14 protein-coding genes are annotated in these 18554 nt (G+C 70.5%); 13 read left to right on the top strand and 1 reads right to left on the bottom strand.

Going from position 1 to position 18554, the window contains the following annotated elements; genetic code table 11:
• Together garD and VLK61_RS19645 are read left to right on the top strand one after the other, a co-directional pair.
• On the top strand, window positions 1–1465 hold a 1465-nt coding region (garD, locus tag VLK61_RS19650), incomplete at its 5' end, for a galactarate dehydratase (protein WP_325423317.1).
• 34 nt (window positions 1466–1499) lie between these two features.
• On the top strand, window positions 1500–2600 hold the full coding sequence (locus tag VLK61_RS19645; protein ID WP_325423316.1) for an SMP-30/gluconolactonase/LRE family protein: 1101 nt from the start codon (window positions 1500–1502) through the stop codon (window positions 2598–2600).
• 39 nt (window positions 2601–2639) lie between these two features.
• On the opposite strand, the gene VLK61_RS19640 is transcribed toward VLK61_RS19645, so the two are convergent.
• Entirely contained in the window at window positions 2640–4019 is a 1380-nt protein-coding gene (locus VLK61_RS19640; protein WP_325423315.1) for a glycosyltransferase, read from the bottom strand.
• On the opposite strand from VLK61_RS19640, the gene VLK61_RS19635 reads away from it, so the two are divergent.
• The 11 genes from VLK61_RS19635 (at window position 4013) to VLK61_RS19585 (ending at window position 18550) form a co-directional block, all read left to right on the top strand.
• Entirely contained in the window at window positions 4013–4504 is a 492-nt protein-coding gene (locus VLK61_RS19635) for a MarR family winged helix-turn-helix transcriptional regulator (protein ID WP_325423314.1), read from the top strand. The two genes, VLK61_RS19640 and VLK61_RS19635, sit on opposite strands and share 7 nt — an antisense overlap.
• Before the next feature lie 80 nt (window positions 4505–4584).
• Window positions 4585–5529: a hypothetical protein gene (locus VLK61_RS19630; protein WP_325423313.1), complete on the top strand. Its 945-nt coding sequence runs from the start codon at window positions 4585–4587 to the stop codon at window positions 5527–5529.
• Window positions 5530–5839: 310 nt separating this feature from the next.
• Window positions 5840–6316 (top strand): chemotaxis protein CheW, encoded by a 477-nt coding sequence (locus VLK61_RS19625; RefSeq protein ID WP_325423312.1) that lies wholly within the window; start codon window positions 5840–5842, stop codon window positions 6314–6316.
• Between the two features lie 7 nt (window positions 6317–6323).
• A complete protein-coding gene (locus tag VLK61_RS19620; RefSeq protein ID WP_325423311.1) occupies window positions 6324–7688 on the top strand; it encodes a CheR family methyltransferase in 1365 nt (454 codons plus the stop codon).
• A 34-nt stretch (window positions 7689–7722) separates the two neighbouring features.
• Window positions 7723–8349, top strand: a complete 627-nt coding sequence (locus tag VLK61_RS19615; RefSeq protein WP_325423310.1) for a chemotaxis protein CheW — start codon at window positions 7723–7725, stop codon at window positions 8347–8349.
• Between the two features lie 46 nt (window positions 8350–8395).
• Window positions 8396–10342 (top strand): TonB-dependent receptor plug domain-containing protein, encoded by a 1947-nt coding sequence (locus VLK61_RS19610; protein WP_325423309.1) that lies wholly within the window; start codon window positions 8396–8398, stop codon window positions 10340–10342.
• Window positions 10330–10944 carry a YfiR family protein gene (locus tag VLK61_RS19605; RefSeq protein WP_325423308.1) on the top strand — a complete coding sequence of 205 codons (615 nt, stop codon included), beginning with the start codon at window positions 10330–10332 and terminating at the stop codon, window positions 10942–10944. The genes VLK61_RS19610 and VLK61_RS19605 overlap by 13 nt, the downstream gene beginning before the upstream one ends.
• A complete protein-coding gene (locus tag VLK61_RS19600) occupies window positions 10945–12714 on the top strand; it encodes a methyl-accepting chemotaxis protein (RefSeq protein ID WP_325423307.1) in 1770 nt (589 codons plus the stop codon).
• 18 nt (window positions 12715–12732) lie between these two features.
• Window positions 12733–15216 carry a hybrid sensor histidine kinase/response regulator gene (locus tag VLK61_RS19595; RefSeq protein WP_325423306.1) on the top strand — a complete coding sequence of 828 codons (2484 nt, stop codon included), beginning with the start codon at window positions 12733–12735 and terminating at the stop codon, window positions 15214–15216.
• Complete coding sequence (gene cheB, locus VLK61_RS19590) at window positions 15213–16307, top strand: chemotaxis-specific protein-glutamate methyltransferase CheB (RefSeq protein ID WP_325423305.1); 1095 nt, start codon at window positions 15213–15215, stop codon at window positions 16305–16307. The genes VLK61_RS19595 and cheB overlap by 4 nt, the downstream gene beginning before the upstream one ends.
• A gap of 38 nt (window positions 16308–16345) precedes the next feature.
• On the top strand, window positions 16346–18550 hold the full coding sequence (locus tag VLK61_RS19585) for a response regulator (protein WP_325423304.1): 2205 nt from the start codon (window positions 16346–16348) through the stop codon (window positions 18548–18550).
• The last annotated feature ends 4 nt before the right edge of the window (window positions 18551–18554 follow it).

Genomic DNA, 18554 nt, shown 5'->3' with positions numbered 1-18554 from the left:
GCAAGGGCACAAAGTGGCGCTGGTCGATCTGGCCGCCGGCGATGCGGTGCGGCGCTACAACGTGGTGATCGGACGGGCGGCCCGCGCGATTGCCGCCGGCAGCTGGGTGCATGAGCGCCTGCTGGAGATGCCCGAGGCGCGATCGCTAGACGGCCTGCCGATCGCCACCGTCCAGACCGCGCCGCAGCCGCCGCTGGAGGGCTACACCTTCGAGGGCTACCGCAATGCCGACGGTTCGGTGGGCAGCCGCAACATCCTGGCTATCACCACCACGGTGCAGTGCGTGGCCGGCGTCGTCGAGTTCGCGGTCAAGCGCATCAAGCAGGAGCTGCTGCCCAAGTACCCGAACGTCGACGACGTGGTCGGCCTCGAACACAGCTATGGCTGCGGCGTGGCCATCGACGCACCCGACGCCATCATCCCGATCCGCACGCTGCGCAACATCACGCTGAACCCGAACTTCGGCAACGAGGTGATGGTGGTCAGCCTGGGCTGCGAGAAGCTGCAGCCGGAGCGCCTGCTGCCGCCCGGCAGCTTCGAGATCGTCGACGAACGCAATGTCGCCGATGTCGGCGCCACCGAAGAGGCCGCGCTCGACGTCGTGTGCCTGCAGGACGACGCGCATGTCGGCTTCCTGTCGATGATCGATTCGATCATGAACACCGCCGAAGAACACCTGGAGCGGCTGAATGCACGCCGGCGCGAAACCGTGCCGGCCAGCGCACTGGTGGTCGGCGTGCAATGCGGCGGCAGCGATGCGTTCAGCGGTGTCACCGCGAATCCGGCGGTGGGCTTCTGCACCGATTTGCTGGTGCGCGCCGGCGCCACCGTGATGTTCTCGGAGACCACCGAGGTGCGCGATGGCATTGCCCAGCTCACCTCGCGCGCCGCGACGCCCGAAGTGGCCGCGGCGATGATCCACGAGATGGCCTGGTACGACGCCTACCTGCAGAAAGGCCGCGTCGACCGCAGCGCCAACACCACGCCGGGCAACAAGAAGGGCGGGCTGTCGAACATCGTCGAGAAGGCGATGGGCTCCATCGTCAAGAGCGGCAGCGCAGCGATCAGCGGCGTGCTGTCGCCCGGCGAGCGCCTGCGCGACCGCGGCATCACGCAGGGCCTGGTCTATGCCGCGACGCCGGCCAGCGATTTCATCTGCGGCACCTTGCAGTTGGCCGCCGGCATCAACCTGCATGTCTTCACCACCGGCCGCGGCACGCCCTATGGCCTGGCCGAGGTGCCGGTGATCAAGGTGGCCACGCGCAGCGACCTGGCGCGCCGCTGGCACGACCTGATGGACCTGAACGCCGGCAGCATCGCCGACGGCAGCGCGACGATCGAAGACGTCGGCTGGCAGCTGTTCAAGCTGATGCTGGACGTGGCCAGCGGCCGCAAGAAGACCTGGGCCGAGCACTGGCAGTTGCACAACGCGCTGGTGCTGTTCAACCCGGCGCCGGTGACCTGATAAGTAACCCACAAACACAACGGAGACGAGACCCATGCACAACGAGATCCTGACCCCCCGCCGCGGCTTCCTGAAGGCCGCCGCCGGCTCCGGCCTGGTCGCGCTGGGCGGCGGCGCGCTGGCGCAAAGCTTCGACTTCAAGCCGAACCAGCGCTACCCCGACCCGGCCGTGCAGATCCTGGACCCCAGCTTCACGAAGTACCGCATCTACAGCAGCACCGTCGAGCAGTTGGGCTCGGGCATGCGCTGGGCCGAAGGGCCGGTGTACTTTCCGGAAGGCGGCTACGTGCTGCTCAGCGACATCCCGAACAACCGCATCATGAAGTACAGCGAGAAGGACGGCAGCTTCAGCGTCTTCCGCGCCAACGCCAACTACGCCAACGGCAATACGCGGGACCGCCAGGGCCGGCTGGTGAGTTGCGAGCATTCCGTCACCCGCCGCATCACCCGCACCGAGCGCGACGGCAAGATCACCGTGCTGGCCGACAGCTTCGACGGCAAGAAGCTCAACGCGCCGAACGACATCGTCTGCAAGTCCGACGACAGCCTGTGGTTCACCGACCCGCTGTTCGGCATCAACGGCGAATGGGAAGGCTCACGCGCCAAGCCCGAGCAGGCGACCACCAACGTCTACCGCCTGGCGCCCGACGGCAAGGTCTCGGCGATGATCACCGAGCTGGTCAACCCCAACGGCCTGGCCTTCTCGCCCGACGAGAAGCATCTTTACGTCGTCGAGTGGAAAGGCACGCCGAACCGCAGCCTCTGGCGCTACGACGTTGCGGCCGACGGCAGCTGCAGCAACAAGACCAAGCTGATCGACGCCGCCGACCAGGGCGCACTGGACGGCTTGCGCGTCGACCGCGACGGCAACCTGTGGTGCGGCTGGGGCAGCAACGGCGCCTTGCAGGCCGAGCCCAGCGATGTGGCGGGGCGCAAGGTGTTCCAGCTGAAGGCGAAGTCCGAGGATCTCGATGGCGTGATGGTCTTCAACCCGCAAGGCAAGGCCCTGGCCCACATCCGCCTGCCCGAGCGCTGCGCCAACCTGTGCTTCGGCGGGCCGAAGAACAACCGGCTCTACATGGCCAGCTGCCATTCGCTGTACGCGCTGTACGTGGAGGCGCACGGGGCGGTGTGAGTTGCGCGGCCGCGGGCTGGCGCCCACCGCCTCGGCGGCTCAGGCCGCACGCAAGTCCACGGCCGCTGCCGATGCCCGGCGCCGGTGGGGCTGGACGTGGCGCAGGATCTCGAGCGCCGCCCGGTCGGCACCATCGCTGTTCGCATACAAGGCCTGCACCCGCCGCGCCTGCTGCCGGAAGCCGGGCTCGACGAGCAGGCGGCTGACGGCCGCAGTCATGCGTTCGGTGCCGGCATGCCGTGGCGCCACCGCGATCGCCATGCCCTGGCGCGCGGCCAGGTCGACGTTCAATTCCTGTTCGGGATGCAGCGGAATGCCCACCAGCGGCGTGCCGCTGCTCATCGCCGTCTGCACGCTGCCCTGGCCGCCCATCGTGACGGCCAGGTCCACCTTCGGCATGATCCGGTGGCTGGGCAGGATGCCGGCGACGACGATGTCGGGATCGCTGCTTGGCCCGAAGTCGTGGATCGTGGCGCCGACGATCACACGCAGGCCGGTGGCCCGCACGCGCGCCGTGACCGTGCGCAGGGCCTGCGGCGTGCTCGACGACAGCACCACAAAGGCCGTCGGCCGGCTGCCGTCCAGGAAGGGCTGCACCGTCGCGGGCACGGGCATGTCCAGCCGCGCGAAGAGTGGTCCGACACAGACCAGCCGCGTGCCGTCGCGGTAGGCGCCGGGCCGCGGCGGGCGCCACGCCTGCAGGTCTTGCGCGCTGACGCCCAGGATTTCCGGCAGGTCGGTCACCAGCGTCAGATCGCCCAGCATCAGCGCAGCCAGCGTCGGCACCGGCGCCACGCCCAGTTCGGCGGCGACGATGTTGAGGAATTTCACCGGGTCCTTCATGCGGCTGCCGCTGCCATTGGCCAGCTTGCGCTTGAGCCAATCGGGCAGCCATTCGGTGCCGGGAATCGGCATCGTCGTGGGCACCGGCGCCAGCCCACGCTCCATCAGCGGCGGCAGCCACGAGCCGCCATGCGACGCGGCCAGCGGGATGCCGACCACGCGCGAGGACAGATAGGCAGTCAAGGTGAAGCCGATCACAGCCATCTCGGCGCCGGTGGCGCGAAAGAAGTCGACCTCGGCTTGCACGCCCTGGCGCACCTCGTCGGGCGGCTGCAACCGCACACCGGGGCGGCCAATCTGGATCAGATCCTTCAGGTACCGGGCGCTGCGGGCAGCGTCCATCACCGGACTCAACAGCGTGTAGGGCATGCCGGCGTCGTCCAGCACGCGAAGGTAGGGGCCGCCATGCGTGGCAAGGCACACCGGCTCGCCGCGCGCCTGCAAGGCCTGCGCGATGTGCAGCATGCGTGAGGTCTCGGACAGGAATCCACAGTTCGGCAGCAGCGCGATCATGTCGGGCTCGGGCTCAGGTTCGACGATGGCCCGGATTAAAAGGTAATATATTATCCATGTCAAGCAATGATCAATGGCTGGACCTCGGCCTGGCCGCGCTGCCGCCCCCCCGCGCGCAGCGCATCCGGCTCTTCCGCACGCTGCTGGCCACAGCGGCGGTGTTCCGCGGCCAGCTGGACCGGGCGCTGGCGCCCGCCGGCATCACCAGCCAGCAGGCCGCCCTGCTGCAGCTGATCGAAGCCCAGGCCGAAGCGCCGGCGATCTCCTTCGTCGCACAGGCGCTGGGCATGACGCACCAGAACGTCAAGCAGATTGCGCTGGCGCTGGAACGCAAGGGCTTCCTGGTCATCGCCACCGACGCGAACGACCGCCGCACGCGCCGGCTGCAGCTGACCGAGCACCACCATCAGTTCTGGCGGCAGCGCAACCCGACGGACTTCTCCAGCGTGGAAGCCTGGACCGCGGGCCTGACGGACGACGAGATCGACACGCTGGTGGCCCTGCTGGCCAGGCTCAAGCTGCAGCTGAAGGGCGCCAGTCACGGCTGAGCGAGCCGCCGCCAAGACGTTTAACCCTGTTGCGACATCTCGGCCGTGCAAGCCTGTATCGACCCCACCGGAGCCCGCTCATGCACGCCCGCCATGCCCCATCCGCCACCCTGTCCGCCAACCCGTCCGCCGCACCCACGGCCCTGAGCCGCCGCCGCCTGATGGGCGCCATCGCCCAGGCCGCCGGCCTGGGCGCGCTGGCCGCCTGCAGCTGGCCGGCCGCCGCCTGGCAGCCCGGACTGGCTTCGCTGGAAGTGTTCGACCGCGACAGTGGCCAGGTGATGCCCATCCACCACCACCAAGGCCGCCAGTTCGTGCCCGGCCGGCCCGGCGCGCGCTATGCGCTGCGGCTGCGCAACAACACCGGCCAGCGCGTGCTGGTGGTGCTGTCCATCGACGGCGTCAATGTCGTCAGCGGCGAAACCGCCGACTGGCACCAGACCGGCTATGTGCTGGACCCCGGCCGCAGCTACGACATCAACGGCTGGCGCAAGTCCAACACCGAGGTGGCGGGCTTCGAGTTCGCGCCCATCGAGCGCTCGTATGCCGCGCTGACCGGCCGGCCCGGCAACGTCGGTGTCATCGGCATGGCCGCGTTCCGTGAACGTTATGTGCCGCCGCCCCAGCCGCCCATGCCCATCGCGCCGCCGATCTCGCAGCGCCGCGAAGGCGCGGCGGCCGATGCCGCGGCACCGCCGGCACCGGCCGCCCCGGCGCAGCGCTCGGCGCAGGCCGGTGCGATGAACGAGTCCCGCGCCGAAGGCAAGATCGCCGCCGAGCAGGACAGCGCCGGCAGCCGCCTGGGCACCGGCCACGGCCAGCGCGAATGGTCGGTGACGCAGCGCACGCAGTTCCAGCGCGCCAGCAGCACGCCGGAGCAGGTGGTGCAGCTGGAATACGACAGCCTGGAGCGCCTGGTCGCCGCCGGCATCGTCCCGGCGCCGCAGGCATCGCATGCCTACACCCGGCCGCGCCCGTTCCCGTCGAACCAGCCGGGGTTCGTGCCGGATCCGCCGCAGCGCTGAAGCCCGCCGGGCCCGCGGGCGGTGGGCTCTCGTGCAGCATCGCCGTCGTATCGCGCAAGGTACGCGGCGATGCCATCGCGCCATAACGCCTGAAACCCAGGCCCGCAGCCCGACGTCGAGCGCCACGGCCGGCGGGAGCGCGGCATCGCCAAAGTGTTCGACAGTGTCAGGGAAATCTCGACGCCTCCGCGCTTCTGATGCATGATGGCCCAGCACCTCTGCAAGATGCCCAGGCACAGCGGAGGGTCACCGCACCAATAGCAGCGAATCGGCAGGCCACTGTGGATTCACCGTTAGGGAGACTTCTCGCATGGCCGACCTTGGCGTGCAGGAACTGGTGGTCTGGCTGCTCGACGAGCAGCGCTATGCCTTGCCCCTGGCCTGCGTCGAACGGGTGCTGCCGGCGATCGACGTGACGCCCTTGCCCGAGGCACCGCGCCTGGTGCGTGGCATCGTCAACGTGCAAGGCCGCATCGTGCCGGTGGTGGACATGCGCCAGCGTTTCGCGCACCCGCCGCGCGAGCTGTTGCTGGCCGACCAGTTGCTGCTGGTGCGCAGCCCGCGCCGCCGGCTGGGTTTTTTCGTCAGCGCGGTGTCGGGCGTGGTCGAAGCCGCCGGCGACGCCCTGGTGCCCTCGCGCAGCATCGTGCCCGGCACCTCGGGCATCGCCGGCGTGCTGAAGCTGCCCGATGGCCTGATCCTGATCCACGACCTCGATCGCCTGCTGTCGCTGGACGACGAACAGGCGCTCGACGATGCGCTGCACCAACGCGCGGATGCCGCGTAACGCCCGCATGACTGTTCCGCCGGCCGAGAACCCCGCCCTGCTGCAGGCCTTCAGCGCGCGCATCGCCTCGGATGTCGGCCTGAGCTATCCCGTCGAGCGCTGGCCCGAGCTGACAGCCGCGTGCGACGCGCTGGCGCGCGACAACGGGCTGGCCGGCGCGGCGGCCTGCATGCAGCACTGGCTGGCGCGGCCGCCACAGCGCCCGCTGATCGACGGCCTGATGGCGCGGCTGGCAGTGGGCGAAACCTATTTCTTCCGCGAGCCGGCCTCGTTCGAGGCGCTCGAACAGCAGATCCTGCCGCTGCTGATCGCCCAGCGGCGCACCGGCCGCCGGCTGCGCTTGTGGAGTGCCGGCTGCGCCACCGGCGAAGAGGCCTTCACGCTGGCCATCGTGCTGCAGCGCCTGCTGCCGGATCTGGCGGGCTGGGACATCGGCATCCTCGGCACCGACATCCACCCCGGGTTTCTTGCCAGCGCAACGCAGGGCATCTACCGCGACTGGTCGTTCCGCGGCGTTCCCGCCGCCGTGCGGCGCCGCCATTTCGACGCGCTGGGCCAGGGTCGCTACCGCATCGGCGCCGAGCTGCGGCGCCTGGTGCGCTTCACGCACCTGAACCTGGCCGACGACGCCGGCTTCGCGCTGCTGCCGCCAATGGACCTGGTGCTGTGCCGGCATGTGCTGATGTACTTCGATGCCGCGCAGGCGCGGCTGGCCGTGGAGCGCCTGCACCGCACGCTGGTCGACGGCGGATGGCTGCTGGTGAGCTCGGCCGAAGTCGGATCCCGGCCCTACGAGGGCTTCGACGCCGTGCCCTTCGAGGGCATGGTGGCCTATCGGAAGGCGGCCGCCAGACCCTTGGCCAGCGCGCCGCCGCCCAGCGCGGCGCACACGCCGGCAAGCGCCCTGCCGCGCGCTCCGCAGGGCCGCACCGACCCTGCGCTAGCGGCCAACGGCACCAGCACCGAGGCCCAAGCCCCTGCCCTGGCCGCACAGGCGCGCGCCCATGCAGACCGCGGCGACCTTCCCGAGGCGCTACGCTGTTGCGAAGCGGCGCTGGCGCTCGACCCCTGCCATACCGGACTGCACTACCTGCAGGCGCTGATCCACGAAGAACACGGCCAGCCGGACGCGGCGATGAGCGCGCTGCGCCGCGTGATCTACCTGGACCCCGGGTTCGTGCTGGCCCGGGTGGCGCTGGGCCGGCTGTGTGACCGCCAGGGCCGGGCCGAGCGGGCCGAGCGCCACTTCAGCCAGGCCCTGCGGCTGCTGGAGCGCCAGCCGGCAGCCGCGCCGCTGCCGGGCACCGACGATGTCAGCGCGGGCCACTTGAGCGAGACGCTGGCGGCCAGGCTGGCCCGCCGCCGAGGCTGATCTGCATGAGTCCCCTTACCGTGAACCTCCTCTCATGAGCCCGGCCCCCAAGCGAACGCGCGCCCCGGTCGACTGGCCGGCGATCAAGCAGCGGCTCGCCGCCGCCGACGCCGCGCTGGCGCGCGGCTTCGCCCCTTTGCCCGACGCCCAGCGCAGCATCCTGCGTGCCCGCGCGCGCGCCGTGGCGGCCGAGGCCGCGCCGGCCGTCGACGCGGCCGCCGGCATCGACGTCGTGGAGTTCGCGCTGGCGCGGCAGCGCTATGCCTTCGAGACCCGCTGGGTCCACGAAGTGCAGGCGCTGAAGGACCTGACGCCGCTGCCGGGCACGCCGGCCCATGTGGCGGGCGTCATCAATGCGCACGGCCGCATCCTGGCGGTGATCGACCTGAAACGTTTTTTCGACCTGACTGAGGGCGGCCTCACCGACTTGAACAAGGTGCTCATCCTGCGCCATGAAGACACCGAATTCGCAGTGCTTGCCGATCGCATCGTCGGCGTCAGCTGGCTGGCGCTGGCCGCGCTGCAGCCGGCCCTGCCGACGCTGAGCGACCGCCGTGCCGATTACCTGAAGGGCGTGACGGCGGACGGGCTGGTGGTGCTGGATGCGGTCAGGCTGCTGGCATCGCCGGCGCTGGTCGTCGACGACGGGGCTACGCGATGAGCACACGGCTTGCCACGCCGCTTGCCACGCCAAGAGGGAGAACGACATGAAGAACTCACGCAGCCGGCGCGCCGTCGCCAGCCGCTTGCTGCTGTTGACGCTGGCCGCTCAAGGCGCGGCCAGCGCCGCATCGGCCGTGCCTTCGCCCGCGTCGGCGCTGTCGCGCCTGTCGCTCGAGGAACTTGCCAACATCGAGATCTCCTCGGTGTCCAAGCGCACTGAGCGGCTCGCCGATGCGCCGGCCGCGGCCTACGTGATCACGCGCGAGGACATCCGCCGCTTCGGCGCCACCAGCCTGGCCGAGGCGCTGCGCCTGGCGCCCAACCTGCAAGTGGCGCGGAGCAACGCCAACACCTATGCCATCAGCGCGCGTGGCTTCAACGCCACCGGCGCCAACAAGCTGCTGGTGCTGATCGACGGGCGCACCGTCTACACGCCGCTGACGGCCGGCGTGTTCTGGGACATGCAGGACGTGATGCTCGAAGACATCGAACGCATCGAGGTGGTCAGCGGGCCCGGCGGCACGCTGTGGGGCACCAACGCCGTGAACGGCGTGATCAACATCCTGACGCGGCCGGCCGCCGAGACCCCCGGCACGCTGCTCAGCGCCGCGGCGGGCACCGATGACCGCGGCGCGGCGCTGCGCCACGGCTGGCGCATCGGCCCCGAAACCAGCGCGCGGCTGTACGCCAAGCGGACCGACTACGACGCCACGAGCACGGCGCGCGGCAGCGACGTCGTCGATGCCTGGCACTTGCAGCAGGCCGGCCTGCGCCTGGACCACCGCGACGACGGCAGCAGCTGGACGCTGCAGGGCGACGCCTACGACGGCAAGTCCGACGTCGCCGGCGGCGAACGCACGGTGGCGGGCGCCAACCTGCTGGCACGCTGGAACCGCGCGCTGGGGCCCGATGCCGGCCTGCAGCTGCAGGCCTATTACGACCGCGTGCAGCGCCACCAGCTGGCCGGCCTGGGCACATTCAACCTGGATCTCGACACGGTCGACGTCGATGTGCAGCACCACCTGGCCTGGGGCGCGATGCACGACATCGTGTGGGGCGCCGGCTACCGCAGCATGGAGCACCGCACCGCCGGCAACCCGCTGCTGCAGTTCCAGCCGGCCGAGCGCAAGCTCAGCCTGGTCAACGTCTTCGCGCAGGACACGCTGCGCATTGCCGAGCGCATCAAGCTCACGCTGGGCGTCAAGGCCGAGCGCAACAGTTTCACCGGCGTGGAGCTTCAGCCCACGCTGCGGCTGGCCTGGAAGCCCAGCGACGAGCGGCTGGTGTGGGCCGCGCTGTCGCGCGCGGTGCGCACGCCCTCGCCGGTGGATCGCGACTTCGTCGTTCTGGTCAACCTGAACATCGCCGACCCCAGTTCGCCGTACAACGGCCGCCTGCTCGGCGGCCCCGACTTCGTGGCCGAGCGGGTCAACGCCTATGAGCTCGGCTACCGCACGCAGCCGACAGCCAACTTGTCGTATTCGGCCTCCGCGTTCTACAACGACTACACGCGCCTGCGCAGCATCGAGCGCCGCGCCAGCGGCGACTTCGTGCTCGGCAACCAGATCGCGGCGCACACCTACGGCATCGAGCTGTGGGGCCGCCTGCGCGTCAACGAGCGCTGGCAGCTCAGCGCGGGCTACAACCGGCTGGTCGAGCGCTTCCGCTTCGAAGCCGGCAGCACCGATCCGGGCCAGGCCGCGGCCGGCGCCAACGACCCCCGCTACCAGGCCTCGCTGCGCTCGCAGCACGACCTGCCGCGCGACGTGTCGCTGGACATCGGCCTGCGTGCGGTGGGCGCCCTGCCCAACCCGGCCGTGCCCCGCCATGTCGCGCTGGACCTGCGCCTGGCCTGGGCCGTGAGCCCGGGCCTCGAGCTCTCGCTGGCCGGCTTCAACCTGCTCGATGCCCAGCACCCGGAGTTCGGCTCGGCGCGCTCGCGCAGCGAGATCGGCCGCAGCGCCAACCTGAGGCTGGTATGGAAACTCTGAACCGGCAACATCGGTTCACCCAGCGGCTCACCCAGCGGCTCTTGCAGCGGCTCCGGCGGCTGTCGTGCCGCGCCGCGGCCTGGCCATTGGTGCTGGGCCTGCTGGCCTGGCCCGCCGTGGCACCGGTGGCGGCCGAGCCGCTGGAGTTCGCGGTGAAAGCCACCTACCTGACCAAGTTCGCGTTCTATGTCGACTGGCCGGGCGCGGCCGGGCCGTCGCCGACGATCACGCTGTGCATCGTCGGCGACGACCCCTTCGGCAGCCTGATCGACGACGCGGTCGCCGCGCACCAGGGTGCCGGTCGCACGCTGGTGCTGCGGCGCCTGAAGACGCTGGCGCGCGATGCCGGCTGCCAGATCGTCTACCTCGGCGCCGAAGCGCGCGCGGCAGCCGCTGCCGCTGCCGACAGCCTGCGCGGCAGCCCCGTGCTGGTGGTCAGCGATGCGCGCCATCCTGGCTCGCCGGGGATCATTCACTTCGTGATCCAGGACAACCGCGTGCGCTTCACGATCGACGACGATGCCGCGGCACAGAACGGCCTGAGCATCAGCGCCAAGCTGCTGACGCTGGCGTTGAGCGTCAAACCCCGGGGAGGCCGCTGAATGCGCTGGCTGATCGACATTCCCATCGGCCGCAAGCTGCTGCTGATCACCGTGCTGGCCAGCGCGGTGGCGCTGCTGCTCGCCGGCAGCGCCCTCGTGGCCTACGACGTCTATGCCTACCGCGTCCAGAAGGCGCAGGAAATCGCGGTGCAATCCGACATCCTCGCGGCCAGCGTCAGCGCGGCGCTGGAGTTCAACGATGCCAAGGTGGCGCAGGAGTCGCTCAACGCGCTGCGGGCCAACCCCGATTTCGCGGCGGCCGGCGTGTACGACGCGAAGCGCGCGCTGCTCGCCAGCTACACGCGCCAGGGCACGATCATGCCGGTGCCCGCCATGGCCGCGGACATCGGGCGTCATTTCGAGAACAACGACCTGGTGGCTTTCTGGCCTGTGCGCCAGGGCACGCGCCAGCTGGGCAGCGTGTACCTGCGCATGAGCACCGAACCCATGGCCCTGCGTCTGGCGCGTTATGGCGGCATCATCCTGCTGGTGATGCTGGGCTCGCTGCTGATCACGCTGCCGGTGGCCATGCGCCTGCATTCGGTGATCGTCAAGCCCATCACCGAGATCGCCGCCGCGGCGCGGCGCGTGGCCGTCGGCGAGATCGTCGTGCCGGCTTCGGGGCAGCGGCGTGCCGACGAGATCGGCCAGCTGCAGGACGACTTCGCGCAGATGGGCGCCTCGCTGCAGGACAAGGCCGCGCTGGCGCGCCAGATCGCCGCCGGCAACCTGGCGGTGCAGGTGGTGCCGCACTCCGAGCGCGATGTGCTGGGCAACGCTTTCGCGGCAATGCTGGACAACCTGCAGCAGAAGGCGCACGTGGCCCAGCTCATCGCCACCGGCGACCTGACCGTGCGCGTGACGCCGCAATCGCCCGAGGATGAGCTGGGCAAGGCCTTCGGCACGATGGTCGACAACCTGCGCGAGATGAACCGCGAGGTGAGCGACGGTGTCGGCGTGCTGGCCAGCTCGACCAGCGCCATCCTGGCCGGCACGACCCAGGTGGCCGCCGGCGCGGCCGAAGCCGCCGCGGTGATCAGCGAAACCGCGGTCACGCTCAACGAGGTCAAGCAGACCGCGCTGGTCTCGAGCCAGAAGGCCAAGATCGTCGCCGAAGCCGCGCAGCGCGCCACGCTGGTGTCGCAGGCCGGACAGCGTTCAGTGGACGAATCCATCGAAGGCATGCAGGAGATCCGCGAGCAGATGGAGACGATTGCCGACAGCATCCTGCGCCTGTCCGAACAGAGCCAGGCCATCGGCGAGCTGATCGCCAGCGTCAACGACCTGTCCGAACAATCCAACCTGCTGGCGGTGAACGCGTCGATCGAGGCGGCCCGCGCCGGCGAACATGGCAAGGCCTTCGCGGTGGTGGCGCTGGAGGTGAAGGGGCTGGCGGCGCAATCACGCCAGGCCACCGCGCAGGTGCGCACGATCCTGATCGATATCCAGAAGGCCACCGGCAACGCCGTGCTGGCCACCGAACAAGGCAGCAAGGTGGTCGACGCCGGCGCCAAACAATCGCAGGAAGCCGGCGAAGCGATCCGGCGCCTGGCCGAGAGCATCGCCGAAAGCGCTTCGGCCGCCAGCCAGATCGCCGTCTCCGCGCAACAGCAGGTGGCCGGCATGGAACAGCTGGCGATGGCGATGGACAACATCAAGACTGCCACTGCGCAGAACATCGACAGCACGCGCCAGGCCGAGGTCGCCGCGCACAAGCTGCACGAGCTGGGGCAGAAGCTGATGCGCCTGGTCGGCCGCTACAAGGTGTGAGCCGGGACGGGGCAGGCCATGACACCGGGCGACGAGAGTTTCCTCAAGCGCTTGCTCGAGACCTTCAAGGTCGAGGCCCGGGAACACCTGGAGGCCATGAGCGCGCTGCTGCTCGAGCTGGATCGGCAACCCAGCGCCGAATCGGTGGAAGCGCTGTTTCGCGAGGCCCACAGCCTGAAGGGTGCGGCACGCGCGGTGAACCGCGCCGCCATCGAGGATGTCTGCCGCGCGCTCGAGCGCCTGCTCTCGCCCTTGAAGCGGCAAGGCCTGGCGCCGCCGGCCGACTGGCTGCCGACCTTCGAGCGCTGCGTCGACGGCCTGGCGCGCATGCTGGCCGAGATCGGCGACACCGACGCGACGGCCCGCGCAGCCGTGCTGGCCGCCGAGCTGGTCAGCGCGCTGGAACGGCTGGCCGCCCGGCAGATGGCGGCAGAGACGGCCGCGGAGATGGCAGCAACGGCAGCCACAGCGCCGGCTGAAAGAACATCGAAAGAGATGACGGCAGACCTGCCGGCGGCACAGGCCGCAGGCCCCGCGGCGCGCGCCGCCCCGCTGGAGGCCGCGCCCCCGGCGCCGGCCGGCGCCACCGTGCGCATCTCGACCGCCCGGCTCGAAGCACTGCTGGTGCAGGCCGAGGAACTGCTGGCCTTCAAGTTCGGCACCGACCACCTGGCCGAGGAACTGGGCGCGCTGGGCAGCACGGTGGCCGACTGGCGGCGCAACTCGGCCGAGCGGACGCGCCACCTGCGCCTGATGCGCCGCTCTCAAGCCAATGTGGCTCTGCCACTTTGCTTGACCCCCTCGGGGGGGCCTGACGCGAAGCGGCAGGTTTGGGGGCACTCAGTCGCCCGGCCCCGTGCGGCGCAGCCTTCGGCCGGCCCGCCGGACCGCGGTGGGCGCCTGCTGGCGCGCTGGCTCGAAGCCACCGAGCGCGACGAGCTGCTGGTGCGCTCGCTGGGCGACCGTTTCGCGCAGCTGGAGCGCGTGGCGCTGCGCGAGCGCCACGCGCTGGGCAGCATGGTCGACCGGCTGCAGGACGAGATGAAGCAGGCGCTGATGCTGCCCTTCACCTCGCTGCTGGAGCTGGCGCCCAAGCTGCTGCGCGACCTGGCCCGCGACAGCGGCAAGGAGGTCGAGCTGGTGACCCAGGGCACGGCGATCGAGATCGACCGGCGCATCCTGGAGCAGATGAAGGCGCCGCTGATCCACCTGCTGCGCAATGCGATGGACCACGGCATCGAACCGCCGGACGAGCGCCGCCGGCTGGGCAAGCCGGCGTGCGGTCGCATCCGCATCGAGGTCACGCCGCGCGAAGGCAACAAGGTCGAGATGACGCTGGAAGACGATGGCCGCGGCATCGCCGTGCACGAGGTCAAGGCCAGGGCGCTGAAGATGGGCCTGCTGCCGGCGCCGGCGCTGGACGAGTTGCCGGCGGCGCAGGCGATGGGCCTGGTGTTCGAATCCGGCCTGTCGACCAGCCCCTTGCTCACCGATCTGTCCGGCCACGGCCTGGGCCTGGCCATCGCGCGCGAGAAGGTCGACAAGCTCGGCGGCTCGCTGACTCTGCAGGAGCGGCCCGGCGGCGGCACACGATTTTGCATCGTGCTGCCGCTGGCCCTGGCCACCTACCGCGGCCTGCTGGTGACGGTCGGTGAACGCCCCTTCGTGCTGCCCTCGCGCAATGTCGAACGCGTGCTGCGGGTGAAGCCCGCGGCCATCCGCGTGATGGCCAACCGCGAGGCCATCGAGCTGGACGGCCAGGCGCTGTCGCTGGTGCGGCTGCATGAGCTGCTGGCGCTGGCGCCCCCCGCCGCGGCACGCGGCCTGGCCAGTGTCACGGCACGCGGCCAGGCCGCCGACGCGCCGCTGCCCGTGGTGCTGCTGTCCAGCGGCGACAAGCGCATCGCCTTCGTCGTCGACGAGATCCTGGGCGACCAGGAGGTGCTGGTCAAACCCCTGCGGGCGCCGCTGAAGCGGGTGCGCCACGTGGCCGGCGCCACCATCCTCGGCGCCGGGCGCGTGGTGCCGCTGCTGGATGTGGCCGACCTGATGAAGTCGGCGCAAAGCGCCGGCTTGGCCGCCGGCGCATCGGCGCCGGGCAGCAGTGCCACGGCGCAGGCCCAGGCCGCCCTGGCCGCCGGCGCCACGCTGCTGGTGGTCGAGGACTCGATCACCTCGCGCACGCTGCTGCGCGGCATCCTCGAATCGGCGGGCTACCGCGTGCACACCGCCGTCGACGGCCTCGACGCGCTGAACCAGCTGAACGACCAAGCCTTCGACCTGGTGATCTCGGACGTCGAGATGCCGCGCCTGGACGGCTTCGGCCTGACCACGCGCCTGCGCGCCGACGCCCGGCTGGCCGAGCTGCCGGTGGTGCTGCTCACGGCGCTCGCTTCGTCGGCGGACCGGCAGCGCGGCATCGAAGTGGGCGCGAATGCCTACATCGTCAAGGGCGGCTTCGAGCAGGACCAGCTGCTCGAGGCGATCCGGAGCCTGCTGTGAGCCGGAGCCCGTCATCGCCCCCGATCCGCATCCTGGTCGTCGACGACTCGGCGGCCAGCCGCGAGCTGCTGATGGGCGTGCTCAATGGCCATCCCGGGCTGGACGTGGTGGGCACCGCGGTGGATGGCGAAACGGCGCTGCGGCAAGCGCAGCGGCTGCAGCCCGACGTGATCACGATGGACATCCACATGCCCGGCATCGATGGCTTCGCGACGACACGGCTGATCATGGAGCGCTGCCCGACCCGCGTGGTGATGGTCACCGCCACCTCGTTTCCGAGCGAGGTGGCCGCCAGCTTCCATGCGCTGGAGTGCGGCGCGCTCACCGTCATCGGCAAACCGCTGGGCCCCGGACACCCGCAGTTCGCGGCCGCCGCCGACGAACTGGTGCGCACGGTGATGCTGATGGCCGAAGTCCACGTGGTCAAGCGCTGGCCCAGCGCGGGCCGGACTTTGCCGCCCGCTGCCGTCACAACTGCGACCTCCACTGCGGCCTCAACGGCCGCCCTGCCGGCAGCGCAGGCCGATCGCGGCGCGCGGCTGATCGCCATCGGCGCGTCGACCGGCGGGCCCATCGTGCTGCAAGACATCCTGTCGCGGCTGCGGCCCGGCCTGGGCGCACCGGTGCTGATCGTGCAGCACATCTCGACGGGCTTCACCGCGGGCTTCGTGCAATGGCTGGCGCAGACCACCGGCTTCAACGTGCGCCAGGCCGCGCATGGCGACATCGTCCAGCCGGCGGTGGCCTATGTGGCCCCCGACGGCAAGCACATGGCCATCCAGGCCGGCGGGCGCATCGTGCTGAGCGAGGAGCCGCCGGAGTACGGCCTGCGGCCGTCGGTGGCCAGCCTGTTCCGCTCGGCGGCAGCGGCCTACGGGCCGCGGGCCATCGGCGTGCTGCTCACCGGCATGGGCAGCGACGGCGCGCTGGAACTCAAGGCCATGCGCGAGGCCGGCGCGCTGACCCTGGTGCAGGACGCGGAGAGCGCCGTGATCTACGGCATGCCCGGCCAGGCCGTCAAACTGGGTGCGGCCTCGCATGTGCTGGCGCCGGAGGCCATTGCCGCGACATTGAACCGCTGGGTGCCCTGAACGGGCCGCTCGCGCCGGACACCGACAAGGAGTGCAGCATGTTTTCTCAACTGGGCCGACGATCCGGCGACATCGAGATCCTGGTGGTCGAGGACAGCCCGACCCAGGCCGCGCAGCTGCGCCACCTGCTCGAGCGGCAGGGCTACGCCACCCGCAGCGCGAACAACGGCGAAGTCGCGCTCGAGGCGCTGCGCCAGCGCAAGCCCAACCTGGTGCTGTCCGATGTGGTGATGCCCAAGATGGGCGGCCACGCGCTGTGCCGCGCGATCAAGGCCAACCCGCTGTGGCAGGACATCCCGGTGATCCTGGTGACCTCGCTGGTCGACCCCGAGGACGTGTTGCGCGGCCTCGAATGCGGTGCCGACACCTTCGTGCGCAAGCCTTACGCGGAAGACTACCTGCTCAAGCGCGTCGACCAGATGCTGATGAACCAGGCGCTGCGCCACGGCAAGCTCGGCGCGCCGGAGAACGGCGTTGCGCTGTACCTGAACGGCCAGCCGCATGTCATCACCGCCAGCCGGCAGCAGATGCTGGACCTGCTGATCTCCACCTACGAGCAGGCGATTGCGATCAATGAAGAGCTGCAGTCGCGGGAACGCCAGATCAGCGATCTCAACCTGCACCTGGCCAAGCGCGCCGCCGAGCTGGAGCGCAGCAACGAGCAGCTGCTGCGCAAGAGCCGCGAGCTCGAACTCGCCACCCAGGCCAAGAGCCTGTTCCTGACGACCATGAGCCACGAGATCCGCACGCCGCTGAACGCCATCATCGGCATGGCCGGGCTGTTGGCCGACACCCGCCTGAGCGACGAGCAGCGCGAGTTCGCCGGCATCATCCGCCACAGCGGCGACCACCTGCTGACGGTGATCAACGACATCCTCGACTTCTCGCGGCTCGAATCCGGCCGGCTGCCGCTGGAGAGCATGCCCTTCGACGTGGCCACGCTGGTCGAGGAGTGCCTGGACCTGGTGGCCGGGCGGGCGCGCGAAAAAGGCATCGAGCTGACCTATGAGCTCGGGCCCGAGGTGCCGCCGGCGCTGCTGGGCGATGCCGGCCGGGTGCGCCAGATCCTGGCCAACTACCTGTCCAACGCGGTGAAGTTCACGCCCCGCGGCGAAGTGGTGGTGTCGGTGTCCGCCATGGCCGCTGCAGATGGACGGCAGGAACTGCGCTGCGCGGTGCGCGACACCGGCATCGGCATCTCGCCCGAACGCTTCGACCGCCTGTTCCAGTCCTTCAGCCAGGCCGAGACCTCGACGCACCGCGAATACGGCGGCAGCGGCCTGGGGCTGGCGATCTGCAAGCGCCTGGCCGAGCTGATGGGCGGGCGCGTATGGGTCGAGAGCCAGCCCGGGCAAGGCTCGACCTTCTGCTTCAGCCTGATCGCCGCGCTGCCGGCCGCAGACGCCCCGGCGCCGCAGCGGCCTGCCGAGGCGATGCCGCTGGCCGGCCTGCGCGCCTGGGTGATCGACGACAACGACACCCACCGCCGCGTGCTGTGCCGGCAGCTGCGCGACTGGGGGCTCGAGGTCCACGACAGCGGCGACCCGAACCAGGCGCTGGACTGGGCCCGTCGCGGCGAACCGGCCGATCTGGCCGTGCTCGACCTGCACATGCCGGTGCTCGATGGCCTGCAACTGGCGCAGGCACTGCAGCAGCAGCGCGGACCAGCGCTCAAGCAGCTGCTGCTGACCTCGGGCTTCCCGCTGCCCGAGGCCGATGCCCGCGCCGCCGGGCTGCTGGCCCAGCTGTCCAAGCCGGTCAAGCACACTGCCCTGCTCAACACCTTGCTGAAGCTGCTGCAGCGCGAGCCGGCCCCGTCCGCGGCGGCAAGCGCGGCGCCGCCCGAGACCGACGCGCCGATGGTGCCGCTGCGCGTGCTGATCGCCGAGGACAACCCGATCAACGCCCAGGTGATGACCTTGGTGCTCGAGCAGATGGGCCACCGCAGCGAGGTCGCCGCGAACGGCGCCGAGGCCATCGCAGCGCTGCGCCGCCAGGCCTTCGACCTGATCCTGATGGATGTGCAGATGCCGGTGATGGACGGCATCGAGGCCACCCGCGAAATCCACCGCGAATGGCCGCCCGCTGCGCGCCCGCGCATCGTGGCGCTGACCGCCGGTGTCATGTCGCAGGAACAGCAGGCCTGCCGCGAGGCCGGCATGGACGACTTCCTCGTCAAGCCGCTGGACCGCGATCAGCTGGCGGCGGTGCTGGCGCAATGCCGGGGTGGGCGGCAGGTGTGAACTG

It is taken from the genome of Aquabacterium sp., from assembly GCF_035476535.1.
Lineage (GTDB): Bacteria > Pseudomonadota > Gammaproteobacteria > Burkholderiales > Burkholderiaceae_C > Pseudaquabacterium.
Note: the sequence above shows the minus strand (reverse complement) of the source record. Positions and strands in the feature narration are given on the sequence as shown.